The organism is Streptococcus sp. HMSC062H02 (assembly GCF_001813005.1).
Classification (GTDB): Bacteria; Bacillota; Bacilli; order Lactobacillales; family Streptococcaceae; genus Streptococcus; species Streptococcus oralis_S.
Genome location: NZ_KV811134.1, coordinates 129,877 through 145,719 on the forward strand (window position 1 = coordinate 129,877; position 15,843 = coordinate 145,719).

A 15,843-nucleotide genomic window follows, 5' to 3' on the forward strand; every position below is an offset into this window, starting at 1 on the left:
CACGATTCAAACTGAGCACGTCCCCCTAACAAAACAATTAAGCCATAAAGGAGGATAAAACCCATGGCAATTAAAACCAAACACAAGAAAGATGGCTACTCAGCCACAACTGCAACGGAATATGTCATTCCTACTAAACCGATTCACAGTTTAAGCACTGAGCTTGAACCCCAACAACTCTTTGAAGATGGAAAGCCAACCGGTGAGATTATCGCCTACAAGGCAACCTTTGTTCAAGAAGGGCTTGAACCTTTCCAAGTAAAATTTGAAGACAAGGTCAAACTTCCTGAATTTCTAAGCTTGATTGAATTTGAAAATCTCCAAGCCGTTGAGGTTCGCTACAATGTCTACTTCAAAGCTGACGGTATCAAGGAGGTCAAATAATGGCAACTAAAGCAGATACTGTCCTGCAATCTTACTTGCTCCAGAGCCTCAACATGGCTCTTGGGGCTCTGATGCAGGGGGAAACAAGCTACACCAATAGCTTCAATATTGTCATTCAAGAGGGTGGCTTCATCTTCATCCCTAGGCTTCCTTGTACCTACATCCTAGATGATGAACTCTATAACAAAATATTCTTGATTGCTAACGCTTCCTTGTACCTTCACTATACACTTCTGAAACAGAATGCCACTTACTTTATCCCTCTCAAGACAGATGACATTCATGTTCAGCGTGGACTCTTCTTCCCTTGGAAGGTGGGTATCTCAAAACGTTTGGTCATCCCTGACCTTGACAAATACACATCCAACCTACCAAAGAATCAGATTCCAATTATGGAAAATTTTACTCTCAATCTTGATAAGGTGAACCACATGGCTATCTGTGGAAACTCGGGCTCAGGGAAAAGTTATGCCCTTACCTACCTGCTCTCCGTTCTCAAAAATCAGAGCGACCTCATCATCGTAGACCCTAAGTTTGATTCCCCAAGTCGTTGGGCTCGCGAACACAAAATAGCAGTCATTCATCCCGTGGAGAACCGTTCTAAGTCTGATTTCGTTTCAGAGGTCAATGAGAGTTTAAGTCAATGCCTAAATCTGATTCAACAACGTCAAGCAATTCTATATGACAATCCCCGTCATGAATTCGCACATCTCACAATTGTCATAGACGAGGTACTGGCTCTTTCAGAGGGAGTCAATAAGGCAATCAAGGAATCTTTTTTCTCTCTTTTGTCACAAATTGCTCTACTTGGACGGGCTACAAAAATTCACTTGCTCTTAGTAAGCCAGCGATTTGACCACACCACGATTCCAGTATCAGTACGGGAACAGCTTAATGTTCTAATTCAGATTGGAAATATAAATAGCAAATCTGTTCAATTTTTGTTCCCTGACCTAAATCCTGAAGGTATTGTTATTCCGACTGGACACGGCACTGGCTTGATACAGGTCATTGACAATGAGCATCCCTATCAGGTACTCCCACTACTTTGTCCTACATACTACACAACGGAAGGTATTCTCTAATGATAAAAAAATCATTCTTCATGAGGACTTACAACCTCAACATCTACTTGATTCTCTTTTCACTTATAACAGGATTTCTTGGATGGTCATTAGACTTTCTAGCGAGCACTATTGCCCTAACGCTTCCTATCGCCCTTGACCTTTCGCAAGTCAGTAGCTATCTAACAATGGGAAGCCAATACTCTTATACGGTTATGAGCTACTTACTAGGTGCATTGTTTGCATCCGTTACGCTTGAAATCATGAATCGTGTTCGATTTGATAATCTTTTCAACTATTTCAAATCCATCTACCACACTTTCAAGCTCCGTAATTTCCTGACACAACGTGAAAAATCAGAGAAAGTCACAAAAATAGATAACCAAACCATTACAACCCACAACCCAATCAACGGCAGCTTCAATCGTTGTGCTCGTAAGAGTGTTGTAGACATCCAAAAAGATGAAGTCAGAGTATTCATTAAAGTCCCAAGAGACCAGCAGGGGCAAAAAGTCTTGAGTGATATGACTTCCCAACTAAAAGAGGAAGTATCTAGTCAGCATCCTGACTACTACTTCTCTGCACCTAATCGGGGTCGCAATAACCTTTGGTTAGTTGGTAAAAAACGGTAAAAGAGGGGGCTATGGCTTGCGTTTAGCAGTAGCCAAATAGCTCCCTTCTTTTCTATTGACCAAGATAAATGGGGGTTACTACGCCCCCCCATTTATCCAATAATCAGTAATCACAGAAATGAGGTGAAAAATGGCAAAAGAACAACGTTCTAGCAAGTGGACATTCTTATTCTACAAAGAGAGCGCCCCTGCAGACTATCTTGTAATTCTTGAAGAATTGCATATTCCCTTTATCTTGAGCCCGTGGCACGATAAAGACATCAATCGCCAAACAGGAGAATTGAAAAAGGCTCACAAACACAGAGCATTCTTCTTCGATTCACTCAAGAGCTACAAACAAGTATCTGAACTAATCAAAGATAAGCTGAACGGCCCTTCTCACGTGGAAGTTGTCCAATCTCCAAAAGGACTCTTTGACTACTTTACCCACGCTGAGAATAAGGATAAAACGCAATATGATCTGAATGATATTGAGGTAGGCTGTGGATTTAACCTTGATAAGTTCCTTGTAGAGATGAACTCAGATGACTTCATGCAAGAGGTGGTGGATATCATTGAACAGAATGACTTCACTGAGTTTGAAGAGCTAGTATGGTATGCACGTGCGAATCATACTCCCCTTCTTGGGCTCATCATTGAACGTACCTACTTCTTTGCTAAGTATCTTGATTCTCGGCGTTGCAATCCTCAGCGTAACAATATCAAGAAGGAGGAAGAAAATGAATAGTAAAAATCTGTTGACTATTACTTCTGATGATTTGGTTAAACTAGGCTACGCAAAAGCTACAGCTCAACAAATTATTAGACAAACTAAGTTGAATATGGTACAACAAGGGTATACCATTTACAACAATAGACGATTAGGAACTGTTCCAATCGAAGCTGTTGAGGAGATTCTTGGCTTTAAGTTACTGAACGAATAGAAAGTAGGTAATTTATGGCTAAAACAAACTTCCAAGATGTGTATATTGATGATAAAGGTCAATTCTACTATGAAGTTAGCCTAGGTAACGATAAAATCACTGGTAAACGTATCAAGAAAAAGTCTCGTAAAGACTCAAATGGTAAAAAATTCACTACTGCAAAAGAAGCCTATACAGAAGCGATTAGGGTCAAAAATGACTATCTTCAGTCAGATGGATACTCTAATTACGATATGACTTATGAGCAGTTCATGAATACAGTTTATTTACCTTACTATCAGTCAGAAGTAAGCGAACATACTTATGCAACACGTCAGCCGTCCTTAAAAATTGTTTTCAATCGATTTGGGAAGAAAAAACTCAAAGACATAACTGTTCGTGAAGTTCAGAACTTTAGAACATGGCTATTAGCTAAAAATGGTGGTAATTATTCGCAAGCCTATGCAGGTCTTACTTTTGGAACTTTTAGAAAGTCATTGGATTTTGCTGTTGATATGCAATATCTACAGAAGAATGTTTCAATGAAAGTAAAATCTATTCCAAAAGGGAAAAGTATCGCTGAGTATTGGACAAAAAACGACTTTGAAGAAGTTATTAGCAATATCTGCATTTCTGATTTCTATGAGCATTTATGCTTTGTTATGCTGTGGCTCTACTTCTGTACCGGGGTGCGTGTGAACGAAGGAACAGCAATCTGGTGGAACGATATTGATTTTGAGAAAAAAGAGCTCAGAGTGGCTCATATGCTGATTATGACTAATAAGAATAATTGGCAAAGACAGAACCACACTAAAACAGATGCTGGTCTCCGTATCGTTACTTTAGATGATGATACCATCCAAATCTTGAAAGCATGGAAAGAACGTCAATCTGAACTTGGAAAAGTAAATTTTGTTTTAAGTTACGATGGTAACCCTATGCTTAAATCAACCATTTCAAGAATCATTAAGCGTTATGCCAAATTAGCAAATGTCCCATTGATTCAAGCAAAAGGTTTACGACATTCTCACGCATCCTACCTTATTAACGAGCTTAACGCATCGGTGCTGATCGTTTCAAAACGACTAGGACACTCAAGTCCAGAGATCATTTTGAAGCACTATGCTCATATGTGGTCAGGAGTTGATAAGGAACTGGCTAATGAAATGACTGGATTAATCAATATACAACACGCTAAAAATACAAAAGTTAATTTCAATGGAAATCAAGCAATACTGAGAGAGTCTCCAAAACTGTCTCCAAAATCATAAACACACGCTAAAAACACTGTTATATAAACGATTTGACGACCTTATTTAGTCGTTGAGTGGGAATAAACCAATCAAACACAAAAGAACTCTGAATCGGATTCAGAGTTCTTTTTTAGGTAAGCACTTCTGCTTCCCTTTTTTATTTGCGTTTTTTCTTCGCTTTTTTCATTTTGTTGGCCATGCGTTTCATAGACTGTTTCATGGCAAATTCACCGATTTTACCTTTTAGTCCACCACCAAACATCTGGCTCATATCTGGCATTCCTGCTCCTCCGAGAGCTGACATATCCGGCATGCCACCCTGTCCCATCATGCCTTCAAGGGCAGACATATCCATTCCTCCCATATTTGGCATATTTTTAGGAAGGTTATTGGGATTGATTCCCATTTGCTTCATCATTTTATTCATATCTCCAGACATGACACCTTGCATGAGCTGTTTAGCCTGGTTAAAGTCCTTGATAAATTTATTGACTTCGACAAAGGTATTACCAGAACCAGCAGCGATACGACGGCGACGACTTGGATTTAACAGATCAGGATTTTCACGTTCTTCAGGTGTCATGGAAGATACGATGGCACGTTTGCGCGCAATCTGACGCTCATCCACCTTCATATTTTGAAGGGCAGGATTGTTAGCCATACCTGGAATCATCTTGAGTAAGTCTTCCATTGGCCCCATGTTTTGCACCTGATCCAATTGATCGATGAAATCATTGAAATCAAAGGTGTTTTCACGCATCTTCTCAGCCATTTCAAGGGCTTTTTGCTCATCGTATTCCTGAGAAGCTTTCTCAATCAAGGTCAACATATCCCCCATACCAAGGATACGGCTTGACATACGGTCTGGGTGGAAGGTTTCGATATCTGTAATCTTTTCACCCGTACCAGTGAACTTGATTGGTTTACCAGTGATATGACGAACAGACAGAGCCGCACCACCACGTGTGTCTCCATCAATCTTGGTAAGGATGACACCAGTTACTTCCAACTGAGCATTAAACTCACGGGCAACATTAGCCGCTTCCTGACCGATCATGGCATCAATGACAAGGAGGATTTCGTTTGGTTGGGCTAAGGCCTTAACGTCACGAAGCTCGTTCATCAAGAGCTCATCAATCTGCAATCGACCTGCCGTATCAATCAAGACATAGTCGTTATGGTTGGCTTGCGCTTGCTCCAAACCTTGGCGAACAATTTCAACAGCAGGCACTTCTGTTCCAAGTGCAAAGACAGGAACATCAATTTGTTGTCCAAGTGTTTTCAACTGATCGATGGCTGCTGGACGATAAATATCTGCCGCAATCATCAAAGGACGTGCATTTTCTTCCTTCTTGAGTTTATTAGCCAGCTTACCAGCAAAGGTTGTTTTACCAGCCCCCTGTAAACCGACCATCATGATAATGGTTGGAATTTTTGGTGACTTGATAATCTCAGCTGTATCAGAACCTAAAACGGCTGTGAGTTCCTCATCAACGATTTTGATAATCTGTTGGGCAGGATTGAGGGTATCAATGACCTCATGTCCGATTGCACGTTCACGAACCTTCTTGATAAAGTCCTTTACAACAGGCAAAGCAACGTCGGCTTCCAGCAAGGCCAAACGAATCTCTTTGGTCGCTTCCTGGACATCAGCCTCAGATATTTTTCCTTTTTTACGTAGATTTTTAAAGACGTTCTGTAAACGTTCTGTTAAACTTTCAAATGCCATTTTTCTTCCTCTTATTCTCTATTATCAATACTTGTTAAAATTTCTATCTGCTCCTGCAGAAAGTCATCCTTGGGATAACGCTCCAAGATCTGGTCAAAAATCTGACTGCGGACAATGTAGTCCGAATACATGTGCAATTTCATCTCATAATCTTCTAGAATCTTTTCCGTCCGCTTGATATTATCATAGACAGCCTGACGACTGACACCGAACTCTTCAGCAATCTCAGCAAGACTATAATCATCAGCATAATAGAGTTCTATATAGTTCATCTGCTTGTCTGTCAAAAGCGCCGCATAAAATTCAAAAAGGGCGTTCATACGATTGGTTTTTTCGATTTCCATAACTTTTATTATACCAAAAAAACGATTATACTGCTAGAGTAGAAGCACTTCAAATAGAGTAAGAAGAAAAAAGAACCTTGCAAGGCAAGATTCTTTTAGTGTCTGACTTAAATAATTGTTCTTCTGGGAACTTAATCGAATTAAGCTTCGATTTCTGTAACCATACCTGAACCAACAGTACGTCCACCCTCACGGATAGAGAATGTAGTACCTTGTTCTACGGCGATTGGGTGGATCAACTCAACGTCGATAGTCACGTTATCACCAGGCATTACCATTTCAGTACCTGCAGGAAGTTCGATTGAACCTGTAACGTCAGTAGTACGGAAGTAGAATTGTGGACGGTAGTTGTTGAAGAATGGAGTGTGACGTCCACCTTCTTCTTTAGTAAGGATGTAGACTTCACCTTTAAATTTAGTGTGTGGGTTGATTGAACCTGGTTTAGCGATAACTTGTCCACGTTCGATTTCATCACGTTGAACACCACGAAGAAGGACACCTACGTTATCTCCAGCAAGACCTTCGTCAAGTTGTTTACGGAACATTTCAACACCAGTAACAACTGCTTTTTGAGTTTCTTCTTTGATACCAACGATTTCGATTTCGTCGTTGACACGAACAGTACCACGGTCGATACGTCCTGAAGCAACTGTACCACGTCCAGTGATTGAGAATACGTCTTCGACTGGAAGAAGCAATGGTTTTTCAGTGTCACGTTCTGGTTCTGGGATGTACTCATCAACAGTGTTCATCAATTCCATGATGATGTCTTCGTATTTAGAGTCACCTTCAAGAGCTTTAAGAGCTGAACCTTGGATAACTGGAAGATCGTCACCTGGGAAGTCGTATTCTGACAAGAGGTCACGGATTTCCATTTCAACCAATTCAAGCAATTCTTCGTCGTCTACCAAGTCAATTTTGTTCATGAAGACGATAAGGTGTTTAACACCAACCTGACGTGAAAGAAGGATGTGCTCACGAGTTTGTGGCATTGGTCCGTCAGTTGAAGCTACTACAAGGATAGCTCCGTCCATTTGAGCGGCACCAGTGATCATGTTTTTAACGTAGTCCGCGTGTCCTGGAGCGTCGATGTGAGCGTAGTGACGTTTTTCAGTTTCGTACTCAACGTGCGCAGTGTTGATAGTGATACCGCGTTCGCGTTCTTCTGGAGCAGCATCGATAGACGCATAGTCTTTTGGTTGGTTAACTGCTGAAGGCAAGCGACGTGCCAATACAGTTGTGATAGCTGCAGTCAAAGTAGTTTTACCGTGGTCAACGTGTCCGATAGTACCAATGTTAACGTGTGGTTTACTACGATCATATTTTTCTTTTGCCATTTGAGTAAAAGCCTCCAATAAAATATATTTTATAGATAGACAGTAGGCAATACAGTCTAACTTTCCTTACTATTTTATCAAATTTCTGCTAAATTGCAAGTGTTTTACACATATTTTGTGAATTAATCTAAATCTTATCAAATCCTGTTCTTCTGCTTCTTTATGGCAATATGAATTCAAACTTCTTTTTGTTGGGAGATAGTATTTTCATCAAAAAAATCAGGTTTCCCTGATTTTAATTTGATTCTGTTTTTTCCAGTTCCTTAGCTTCTTTATGAGCTTCTTTATGAGCTTCTTTATGGTTTTCATATAATTTCGCTAGGAACTTAGTAATTTCTTTAAAAATGGAGTAAGTAGGTACTGCTACGACCATCCCTATGACACCATAGATATTACTTGACAGTAAAAGGAGCACCAAAATCGTAATCGGGTGTACTTTCATAACCCCTCCAACGATGCGTGGATAGAGAACATTTCCATCAATCTGTTGAATAATAAGCATATAAGCAACTGCAATCAACATACGATGAGGATCCGTGAACACATTGGCAATCACCATTGGAATCAAGCCAATACTTGGACCAACATAAGGAATCAAATTTGCGATTCCAGAGAAAATAGCAAAAACTAGGGCGTACTTTAATCCGATAACGCTATAGCCAATATAGGCTAAACATCCAATAATAACCGCATCAATCGCAATTCCACTGATATAGCGCGCTATAGTTGTATTGAGATTGGTTAAAAGGCTAGAAAGATTCAATTTGTCATGTTTTAAGACGGTACGTTCCAACATTGGTAGCAACTTATGACCATCCAACAAGAAATAAATCAAGAATACAGGGGTCATAATGAGAATCAGAACTGTACTAAACAAGGCTGAAAGAACGCTTCCTAAACTGTTGCTGACGCTATTCAGGATATTCTGGAGGATATCCACATAGGAGAGATTCAGTTGTTGAATTGTTTGTTGAATATCAATATTTTGGAAGACTGGATTCATGGACAAATCGATGATCAAATCTTGTAGTCTACTATAGATATTTTGACTAGAAATAATCAAGCTGGTCAACTGATTAATCAAAATCGGCAAGAGATAAACGACCCCTACAACGATAGCACCAATCAAGGCACAAAGAGTGACCAAGACACCAATTAGACGATTGATCTTACATCTCTTTTCTAAGAAAGTAACGACTGGATTTGTAATGTAGTAAAAAAATCCACCAAGCAAAAATGGAATCATGATGGTATTCACAACCGTAACAAAGGGAGTAATGATGGCTCCCATTTCTCTCCAAAGATAGAAAATCAGTGTTAATAATAAAATTTCAGCTGTCCAAAAAAATAATTTGTTTCTACGGAACATAGGTATCCTCCTTCTCTCTATTTTACCACATTTCTGAAAAAGATAAGATGGCTTTAGTAAAAAAGCGAGAATATTTTTTTTCTTTATGATAAAATAAAGCTAATATGAAAAAAATAATTTTATCTTTTATGACACTTTTAGTTTTTGGAACAGCTTCTACTGTTTCTGCTCAGGAGTTTGATGTTGCTGCTAAACATGCTATTGCTGTAGAGGCTACAACTGGAAAAATCCTCTATGAAAAAGATGCAAATCAGCCTGTAGAAATTGCTTCTATTACAAAACTGGTTACAGTTTATCTGGTCTATGAAGCTCTGGAACAAGGAACTATCAGCCTATCTACACCTGTTGATATTTCGGACTATCCTTACAAACTTACAACTAATTCTGAGGCGAGTAACGTCCCTATGGAAGCTCGAAATTATACTGTTGAACAGCTATTAGAGGCTACAATGGTATCCAGCGCGAACAGCGCTGCGATTGCACTAGCAGAAAAGATTGCTGGTTCTGAGAAAGACTTTGTAGACAAGATGAGGGCTAAACTTCTTGAATGGGGAATTCAAGATGCAACTATTGTAAACACTACTGGTTTAAATAATGAGACCCTTGGCGATAATATCTATCCTGGTTCAAAGAAAGACGATGAAAACAAGTTGAGTGCCTACGATGTTTCAATCGTCGCTCGTAACCTCATCCGAGATTATCCTCAAGTTTTGGAGATCACCAAAAAACCAACTTCTACCTTTGCAGGACTTGAAATCCACTCAACCAACTATATGTTGGAGGGAATGCCAGCCTATCGTGGTGGTATTGATGGACTAAAGACAGGTACTACTGATAAAGCTGGTGCTTCATTCGTTGGGACAACTGTCGAGAAAGGGATGCGTATTATTACGGTTGTTCTGAATGCAGATCAACAAGATACCAACCCTTATGCACGTTTTACCGCAACTTCTGCACTTTTAGATTATATTTCTGCAAACTTTGCCTTAAAAACTGTCGTTCCGAAAGGTGAAGCATACAACGATAGTAAAGTAACAGTTCTTGATGGTAAAGAAGACAATGTGACAGCTGTCGCTAAGTCAGATATTTCCATCGTCCAACGCATCGGAAGCGGTACTACACCAGCCCTCCAATTCACACCGAAATCAACATCAGAAATGGCTCCATTGAAAGAAGGCAAGGTTGTTGGTACTCTAACCTATGATGATCAGGATTTGATTGGCCAAGGTTATCTTACTTCCGACAAACCATCTTTTGAAATGGTTTCTGAAAAGAAAGTAGAAAAAGCCTTCTTTTTGAAGGTTTGGTGGAATCAATTTATCCGCTTTATCAATGAAAAACTATAAAAAAATCGCGAACAATCGCGATTTTTTCTTTATTTCATTTCTTTAAAAGCCGCTTCTGCATCAGCGTTGCTAATAGCACCAAATTGGATTTTTCCGATTTTACCTTGACTGTCAATCAAGTATTCTGTTGGAATACTACGAATTTGGTAGGCTTGGAAGGTAGTTGCTTGCGTATCATATAGAACTGGAATATCCTTGTAGCCTTGTTCTTGGTACCATTTTGGAAAGTCTTGAACTGTTTTTTCACCTTGTAAACCAGGTGCAATGACACTCAAGATTTCAAAGTCTCGATCTTGTTTGGCAGCTAGTTCCATCAACTCAGGCATGCTTTTTTTACATGGTCCACACCAAGAAGCCCAGAATTTTAAATAGACCTTTTTCCCTTTATAGTCTGATAACTTGACTTCTTTGCCATCCATAGACTGCAAGGTGAAGTCTGGCGCATCCTTACCGACTGCGATTTGTTGTACAGCAGGCTGTTTGGGACTGCTTGTCTGTTTGGTTTCTTTTTCACCACAGGCAATCAACAAAAATAGAGACATGAGGCTCAATCCAGCAAAAATAACTTTTTTCATTTTTTCTCCTTTTATCCAAGAATTCCTGACAAGGCATTTAACTGCCCTAGCATTAATAACAATCCCATCAAAATAATCAAAGCTCCGCCGATTTTCTTTAGTAGAATCATATGGGGTTTTAATTTACTAAAATAGGGCATAATCCAGCCCGAAGCCAAGGCCAAAACAATGAAAGGAAGGGCCATTCCCAATGTGTATACTAATGTTAACACGGCTCCTTGCCAAGCACCATTACCACCTGAAGCCGCCAGAGCCAAGACCGAACTTAAAACGGGTCCGATACAAGGGGTCCAACCAAAACTAAAGGTTATCCCAAGTAAAAAGGCTGACAGATAGTGATTCGACTTTGATTGTTTGAAGGTGACTGTCTTTTGAATCTCCAGTTTATTGAAATGCAAGATTTCCATCTGGTGAAACCCTAAAAGAATAATGACTATTCCCATAGCATAACGAAACCAGTCTGCATAGAGCATGTGCCCTAGGAATCCAGCTCCAAATCCCAAAATAAAGAAAATGAGGGAGATTCCTGCAATAAAGCACAAGGTTCGAATTAAACCAGACCATGCAACGTCTCTTCCAAAAAAGCGAAAGCTTTTCGAATTTCCCTGATCATCCAGTAAAATACCAGCATAGACAGGTAGCAAAGGAAAGATGCAGGGTGAAAAGAAGGACAGGATACCTGCTAAAAAAACGGATACTAGAAATATAATCGACTCCAACGAATTACCTACTTTCTCAAAATTCTAATCCTATTTTACTACAAAAGAATAAATTTGTAAGAAGTCTGCTACGCTTATTTATTTTGACTAAAGTTGACACAAAAAAAGGAGCTAAGCTCCTTTCATTTTAATACGTTCCTTCTTCACCTTGACTAGTCAAGATAACAGGACCGTCTTTAGTAATCACAAACTGATGTTCATATTGGCAAGACAGGCCGCCATCTATAGTCTTATGAGCCCAGCCAGTCTTCATATCTGTATCGATTTCCCAGTCACCAGTATTGATCATGGGTTCAATAGTCAGCACCATTCCTTCACGGAGACGGAGTCCACGGCCTGCAATACCGTAGTTAGGAACCATTGGCTCTTCGTGCATAGTTGGACCAACACCATGACCAACCAAATCACGTACGACACCGTAACCGCGACTTTCAGCATATTCTTGAATGGCTGCACCAATATCACCGATACGATTGCCGACAACTGCTTGCTCAATTCCTACATACATAGCTTCCTTGGTTACGTCCATCAGTTTTTTCACTTCTTCAGACGGTGTACCAACCGCATAAGCCCAACATGAGTCAGCTAAACCACCAGTATAACTTTGGGTGTATTTTTTCATTTGTTCAACATTGTTGAAGTTAAGTTTAGAGACATTGAGGTCGGATTTGGCAATCGGACCACCCAGTACCATGTCAACCTTGAGCAAATCGCCATCTTTCAAGATGTAATGACGTGGGAAAGCGTGAGCTACTTCGTCATTAAGAGAGCAACAAGTGGCATAGGGATAATCCATAACTGCCCCATCCACACCAATCTGTAAAGGAAGGAAATTCTCCTCTTTACAACGTCGACGAACGTACTCTTCAACTTCCCACATATCCACGCCTGGCTTAATCAAATCACGTAAGCCAATATGGATACTTGCTAGGAAATCACCAGCCTTGTCCATGGCTTCGATTTCACGTGCTGATTTTAAAGTTATCATTTTTTCTCCTAGATTCTAATTAATTTTAACCGTAACATTTGCTTTTGAAACAATCTGATGCCCATGATAAATATCATAATCAATAATAGCTGAGCGTCTCGTGTGGTGAATAATCCGAGCCAGAATCCGCAGAGTATCATCTATCTGCACAGCCTGCAAGAAATAAATCAACATCTGCTCAATGATGAGATTACGTCCGCTATTGACAACGAGGTCTTGGGTCATATGGTTGAGGATTTCAGCCAAGACTCCATTAGCAAGGACACCATTTTTCTCCAGCATGAAGGGCTCAACAGTTATGACGACTTCATCATGATGATAAGAGAGTTTTTGCCCGATTTGCTCTGAGAAAGTCGGCAAAGCAGAAACTTGAGAACGGCTCATCTTTTCCATGACATCTCGTCGTGTTACGACACCGAGTAGGGTTTGGTTACTTCTGACAACGGGAACCATCTCAAAATCTTCTGCAATCATTCGTTGACTGACATTGGCAATATTAGTCGCTAAGCCTGTTACGAAGATGCTCCGCGTCATCACCTTGTCAATCGTTGTGCTGGGTGACTTATCTCCCGCATCACGCATGGTAACAACCCCAACAACCACTTGGTGTTGGTTAATAACTGGGAAACGGCTACTTCTGTTCTTACGGACCAAGTCTAGATAGTCTTTGACTGTATCCGTTTCTCTCAAAAAACCATACTCATGACTGGGACGATAGAGCTTTTCGACTGTCAGAATATCGGTTTTGATTTGAACATTTGAGAGGGCTTTGTTAATCATGGTCGCTACTGTAAAAGTGTCATGTTTACTCCTCAGAACTGGAATCCCTTTTTTATTAGCCAACTCAAGAACATCATCTTGGACATGAAAACCACCTGTTACAAGGACTGCATTTTCATTTTCCAAGGCTAAAAGTTGAATACGAGTACGGTCACCTACAATCAAAAGACCGCCATCATGGAGATAAGACAGGATATTTTGCTCTGTCATAGCCCCAATGGAGAATTTGCTAAACTCTCTCTCCAACCCTTCCTGACCAGCTAAAACTTCAGATGAGGTGACTTCAGCAATTTCAGCATAGGTTAGCCTCTCAATAGCCACTTTCTGGGACTTGACCCGTATAGTTCCACTACGTGGCCGAGTTTCAACAATTCCACGATTTTCAGCTTCTTTGATAGCTCGGTAGGCTGTTCCGTCACTAACACCTAGGTGATTGGAAATACTGCGAACGCTAACTCTCTTCCCAATTGGCAACTCTTCCAGATAGGACAAAATTTCCTGGTGTTTACTCATTGAATTCTCCTTTTATGTATCGAAATTCAAGATAGTCCCTCATTTTTCGTGTATAGCGATCGCTTCCCTTAAACTGTCGGACGAGGCTAAAGCCTGATTTTAAGGCTACTTTTTGACTAGCTTGATTCTCCAGATGAGTGATGATGGATAATTGTTTTAAACCAAATTCTTCAAAGGAAAGCTGACAAAGCTTTGTAACCACTTCTGTCATAAAACCTTGTGACCAAGAATCCTTTTTTAAGAAGTAACCAATTTCTGCTTCTTTTTTGATTTCATCGATTTTTTCAAATTTAATGGAGCCAATCATTTCCTGATCTCCTTGAAGACAAATTGCCCAAACACCCAGAGGATTCTTCATAAAATAGTTAGCAAGGGCGTACTGACTTTCTTCCAAACTTGCTTGACTGGGAAAAATAAACTGTAAATTCTCAGGGTTTGAAGCAATCTCGAAAAACGCTTGACTGTCACTAAAAAAGAAAGGACGCAAATACAAGCGCTCCGTTTCAAAAAAAGAAAACATTGCTAATTTGGTCCAAATATTCATAATCACCTCAACGGCTTAGTCTTCAACGAGTGTAATATCCGCTCCAAGACTACGCAATTTTTCAATAATATCTGAGTAGCCACGAAGGATAAACTCAATATTCGTAATTTCAGTCTGGCCTTGAGCCATCAAGCCAGCGATGACAAGTGCAGCACCAGCTCGCAAGTCTGTAGCTTTTACACTTGCTCCGTGTAAGTTACGACCACCGTTGTAAATAATGTGATCGTTTGTAGTCGTAATATCCGCATCCATTTTTGATAACTCAAAGACATGGTTAACACGTTTCTCATAAATCGTATCAATAATGGTTCCACGACCTTGGGCAGTTAGTAAAAGTGGCGTGATAGGCTGTTGCAAATCAGTTGCAAACCCAGGATAGGGTGCAGTTTTGATATTGATGGCTCTCAAATCGGACTGTTCTTCAACGAAGATGCTGTCTTCTGAGACCGTCATACGAACGCCCATTTCCTCTAGTTTGGCGATAAACCCTTCTAAGTGTTCATAGAGAACGTTGTTAATGCGAATTCCTTTTCCTACCGCTGCAGCAAGTGAAATATAGGTTCCAGCTTCGATACGGTCTGGGATTACTTGGTGACGAGTTCCATGAAGTTTCTCAACACCATCAATAATGATAATATCAGTTCCTGCACCACGAATATGGGCCCCCATGTTGTTCAAAAGAGTAGCAACATCGATAATTTCCGGTTCACGAGCCGCATTTTCAATGACAGTACGCCCCTTAGCTTTAACCGCAGCAATCATCGTGTTAATCGTTGCTCCAACGCTGACGGTATCCATGTAAATACTTGCGCCATGAAGTCCCTTACCTTGAGCAGATAAATTCATATTATCTCCCTCATAGCTGACCTTAGCACCCATGGCTTCAAAGGCTTTTAAGTGAAGGTCAATTGGACGAGGTCCCAGATCACATCCGCCAGGAAGGCCAACTGTTGCTTCACCAAAGCGACCTAAAAGACTTCCGTAGAAATAATAAGAAGCACGCAAGCTATTAATCTTGCCATAAGGCATAGGAATGTTTTGAACACCTCTTGGATCAATCTCCAAGACATCCTCATAACGCTTAACAGTCGCCCCCATAATCTCCATGATTTCGACAAGACTAGCAACGTCTGAAATATCTGGAACGCAATCTAAAGTGACAATATCATCTGATAAGATAATAGCTGGAATAAGCGCTACAACACTATTTTTAGCACCACTAATGGTGATCTCACCTTGCAATGGACGTCCACCATTGATGACAATTTTTCTCATGTTTTACTCTTTCAAAATTTACTAAAAAGGTCTTTTCGTTCTATTATACCATAATTTTCAGTTTTTTCCCATTCCTATTTACTAAATAC

General features: G+C 40.2%; 17 protein-coding genes. 7 read left to right on the forward strand and 10 right to left on the reverse strand.

Features of this window, described 5'->3' with window-relative positions; translation table 11 throughout:
- Nucleotides 1–63 precede the first annotated feature (63 nt).
- The 6 genes from HMPREF2885_RS09075 (at nucleotide 64) to HMPREF2885_RS09100 (ending at nucleotide 4,253) form a co-directional block, all read left to right on the forward strand.
- The gene (locus tag HMPREF2885_RS09075) at nucleotides 64–384 is read left to right on the forward strand and encodes a hypothetical protein (protein WP_000985761.1); all 321 of its coding nucleotides are present in this window, start codon (nucleotides 64–66) and stop codon (nucleotides 382–384) included.
- Nucleotides 384–1,469, forward strand: a complete 1,086-nt coding sequence (locus tag HMPREF2885_RS09080) for an AAA family ATPase (protein WP_049500271.1) — start codon at nucleotides 384–386, stop codon at nucleotides 1,467–1,469. Before HMPREF2885_RS09075 ends, HMPREF2885_RS09080 begins: the two co-directional genes overlap by 1 nt.
- Complete coding sequence (locus HMPREF2885_RS09085) at nucleotides 1,469–2,080, forward strand: hypothetical protein (RefSeq protein ID WP_000592630.1); 612 nt, start codon at nucleotides 1,469–1,471, stop codon at nucleotides 2,078–2,080. Before HMPREF2885_RS09080 ends, HMPREF2885_RS09085 begins: the two co-directional genes overlap by 1 nt.
- A gap of 130 nt (nucleotides 2,081–2,210) precedes the next feature.
- A complete protein-coding gene (locus HMPREF2885_RS09090) occupies nucleotides 2,211–2,807 on the forward strand; it encodes a replication protein (protein ID WP_049500273.1) in 597 nt (198 codons plus the stop codon).
- On the forward strand, nucleotides 2,800–3,003 hold the full coding sequence (locus tag HMPREF2885_RS09095; RefSeq protein ID WP_001086263.1) for a DUF3173 domain-containing protein: 204 nt from the start codon (nucleotides 2,800–2,802) through the stop codon (nucleotides 3,001–3,003). The genes HMPREF2885_RS09090 and HMPREF2885_RS09095 overlap by 8 nt, the downstream gene beginning before the upstream one ends.
- A gap of 14 nt (nucleotides 3,004–3,017) precedes the next feature.
- On the forward strand, nucleotides 3,018–4,253 hold the full coding sequence (locus HMPREF2885_RS09100) for a tyrosine-type recombinase/integrase (protein ID WP_049500274.1): 1,236 nt from the start codon (nucleotides 3,018–3,020) through the stop codon (nucleotides 4,251–4,253).
- Between the two features lie 139 nt (nucleotides 4,254–4,392).
- Here HMPREF2885_RS09100 and ffh read toward each other — a convergent pair whose 3' ends face one another.
- The 4 genes from ffh to HMPREF2885_RS09120 all read right to left on the reverse strand — a co-directional run bounded on the left by ffh (nucleotide 4,393) and on the right by HMPREF2885_RS09120 (nucleotide 9,014).
- Entirely contained in the window at nucleotides 4,393–5,964 is a 1,572-nt protein-coding gene (gene ffh / locus HMPREF2885_RS09105) for a signal recognition particle protein (RefSeq protein ID WP_049500276.1), read from the reverse strand.
- Between the two features lie 11 nt (nucleotides 5,965–5,975).
- Nucleotides 5,976–6,308, reverse strand: a complete 333-nt coding sequence (locus HMPREF2885_RS09110; RefSeq protein WP_000402066.1) for a putative DNA-binding protein — start codon at nucleotides 6,306–6,308, stop codon at nucleotides 5,976–5,978.
- Nucleotides 6,309–6,448: 140 nt separating this feature from the next.
- Nucleotides 6,449–7,645 (reverse strand): elongation factor Tu, encoded by a 1,197-nt coding sequence (gene tuf / locus HMPREF2885_RS09115; protein ID WP_001040720.1) that lies wholly within the window; start codon nucleotides 7,643–7,645, stop codon nucleotides 6,449–6,451.
- A gap of 235 nt (nucleotides 7,646–7,880) precedes the next feature.
- Nucleotides 7,881–9,014, reverse strand: a complete 1,134-nt coding sequence (locus tag HMPREF2885_RS09120; protein WP_049500278.1) for an AI-2E family transporter — start codon at nucleotides 9,012–9,014, stop codon at nucleotides 7,881–7,883.
- A gap of 104 nt (nucleotides 9,015–9,118) precedes the next feature.
- Between HMPREF2885_RS09120 and pbp3 the strand changes: the two genes are divergently transcribed.
- The gene (gene pbp3 / locus HMPREF2885_RS09125; RefSeq protein ID WP_070657873.1) at nucleotides 9,119–10,360 is read left to right on the forward strand and encodes a D-alanyl-D-alanine carboxypeptidase PBP3; all 1,242 of its coding nucleotides are present in this window, start codon (nucleotides 9,119–9,121) and stop codon (nucleotides 10,358–10,360) included.
- A gap of 29 nt (nucleotides 10,361–10,389) precedes the next feature.
- Here pbp3 and sdbB read toward each other — a convergent pair whose 3' ends face one another.
- The 6 genes from sdbB to HMPREF2885_RS09155 all read right to left on the reverse strand — a co-directional run bounded on the left by sdbB (nucleotide 10,390) and on the right by HMPREF2885_RS09155 (nucleotide 15,754).
- Nucleotides 10,390–10,935, reverse strand: a complete 546-nt coding sequence (gene sdbB / locus HMPREF2885_RS09130) for a thiol-disulfide oxidoreductase-associated lipoprotein SdbB (protein WP_000755591.1) — start codon at nucleotides 10,933–10,935, stop codon at nucleotides 10,390–10,392.
- Nucleotides 10,936–10,946: 11 nt separating this feature from the next.
- The gene (ccdA2, locus tag HMPREF2885_RS09135; RefSeq protein WP_000443809.1) at nucleotides 10,947–11,654 is read right to left on the reverse strand and encodes a thiol-disulfide oxidoreductase-associated membrane protein CcdA2; all 708 of its coding nucleotides are present in this window, start codon (nucleotides 11,652–11,654) and stop codon (nucleotides 10,947–10,949) included.
- Between the two features lie 127 nt (nucleotides 11,655–11,781).
- Nucleotides 11,782–12,642 (reverse strand): methionyl aminopeptidase, encoded by an 861-nt coding sequence (locus HMPREF2885_RS09140; RefSeq protein WP_000631553.1) that lies wholly within the window; start codon nucleotides 12,640–12,642, stop codon nucleotides 11,782–11,784.
- Nucleotides 12,643–12,657: 15 nt separating this feature from the next.
- The gene (gene spxR, locus HMPREF2885_RS09145; RefSeq protein WP_000033808.1) at nucleotides 12,658–13,935 is read right to left on the reverse strand and encodes a CBS-HotDog domain-containing transcription factor SpxR; all 1,278 of its coding nucleotides are present in this window, start codon (nucleotides 13,933–13,935) and stop codon (nucleotides 12,658–12,660) included.
- Nucleotides 13,928–14,479: a GNAT family N-acetyltransferase gene (locus tag HMPREF2885_RS09150; protein WP_065371741.1), complete on the reverse strand. Its 552-nt coding sequence runs from the start codon at nucleotides 14,477–14,479 to the stop codon at nucleotides 13,928–13,930. Before HMPREF2885_RS09150 ends, spxR begins: the two co-directional genes overlap by 8 nt.
- Nucleotides 14,480–14,494: 15 nt before the next feature.
- The gene (locus HMPREF2885_RS09155; RefSeq protein ID WP_049500611.1) at nucleotides 14,495–15,754 is read right to left on the reverse strand and encodes a UDP-N-acetylglucosamine 1-carboxyvinyltransferase; all 1,260 of its coding nucleotides are present in this window, start codon (nucleotides 15,752–15,754) and stop codon (nucleotides 14,495–14,497) included.
- Nucleotides 15,755–15,843: the final 89 nt, after the last annotated feature.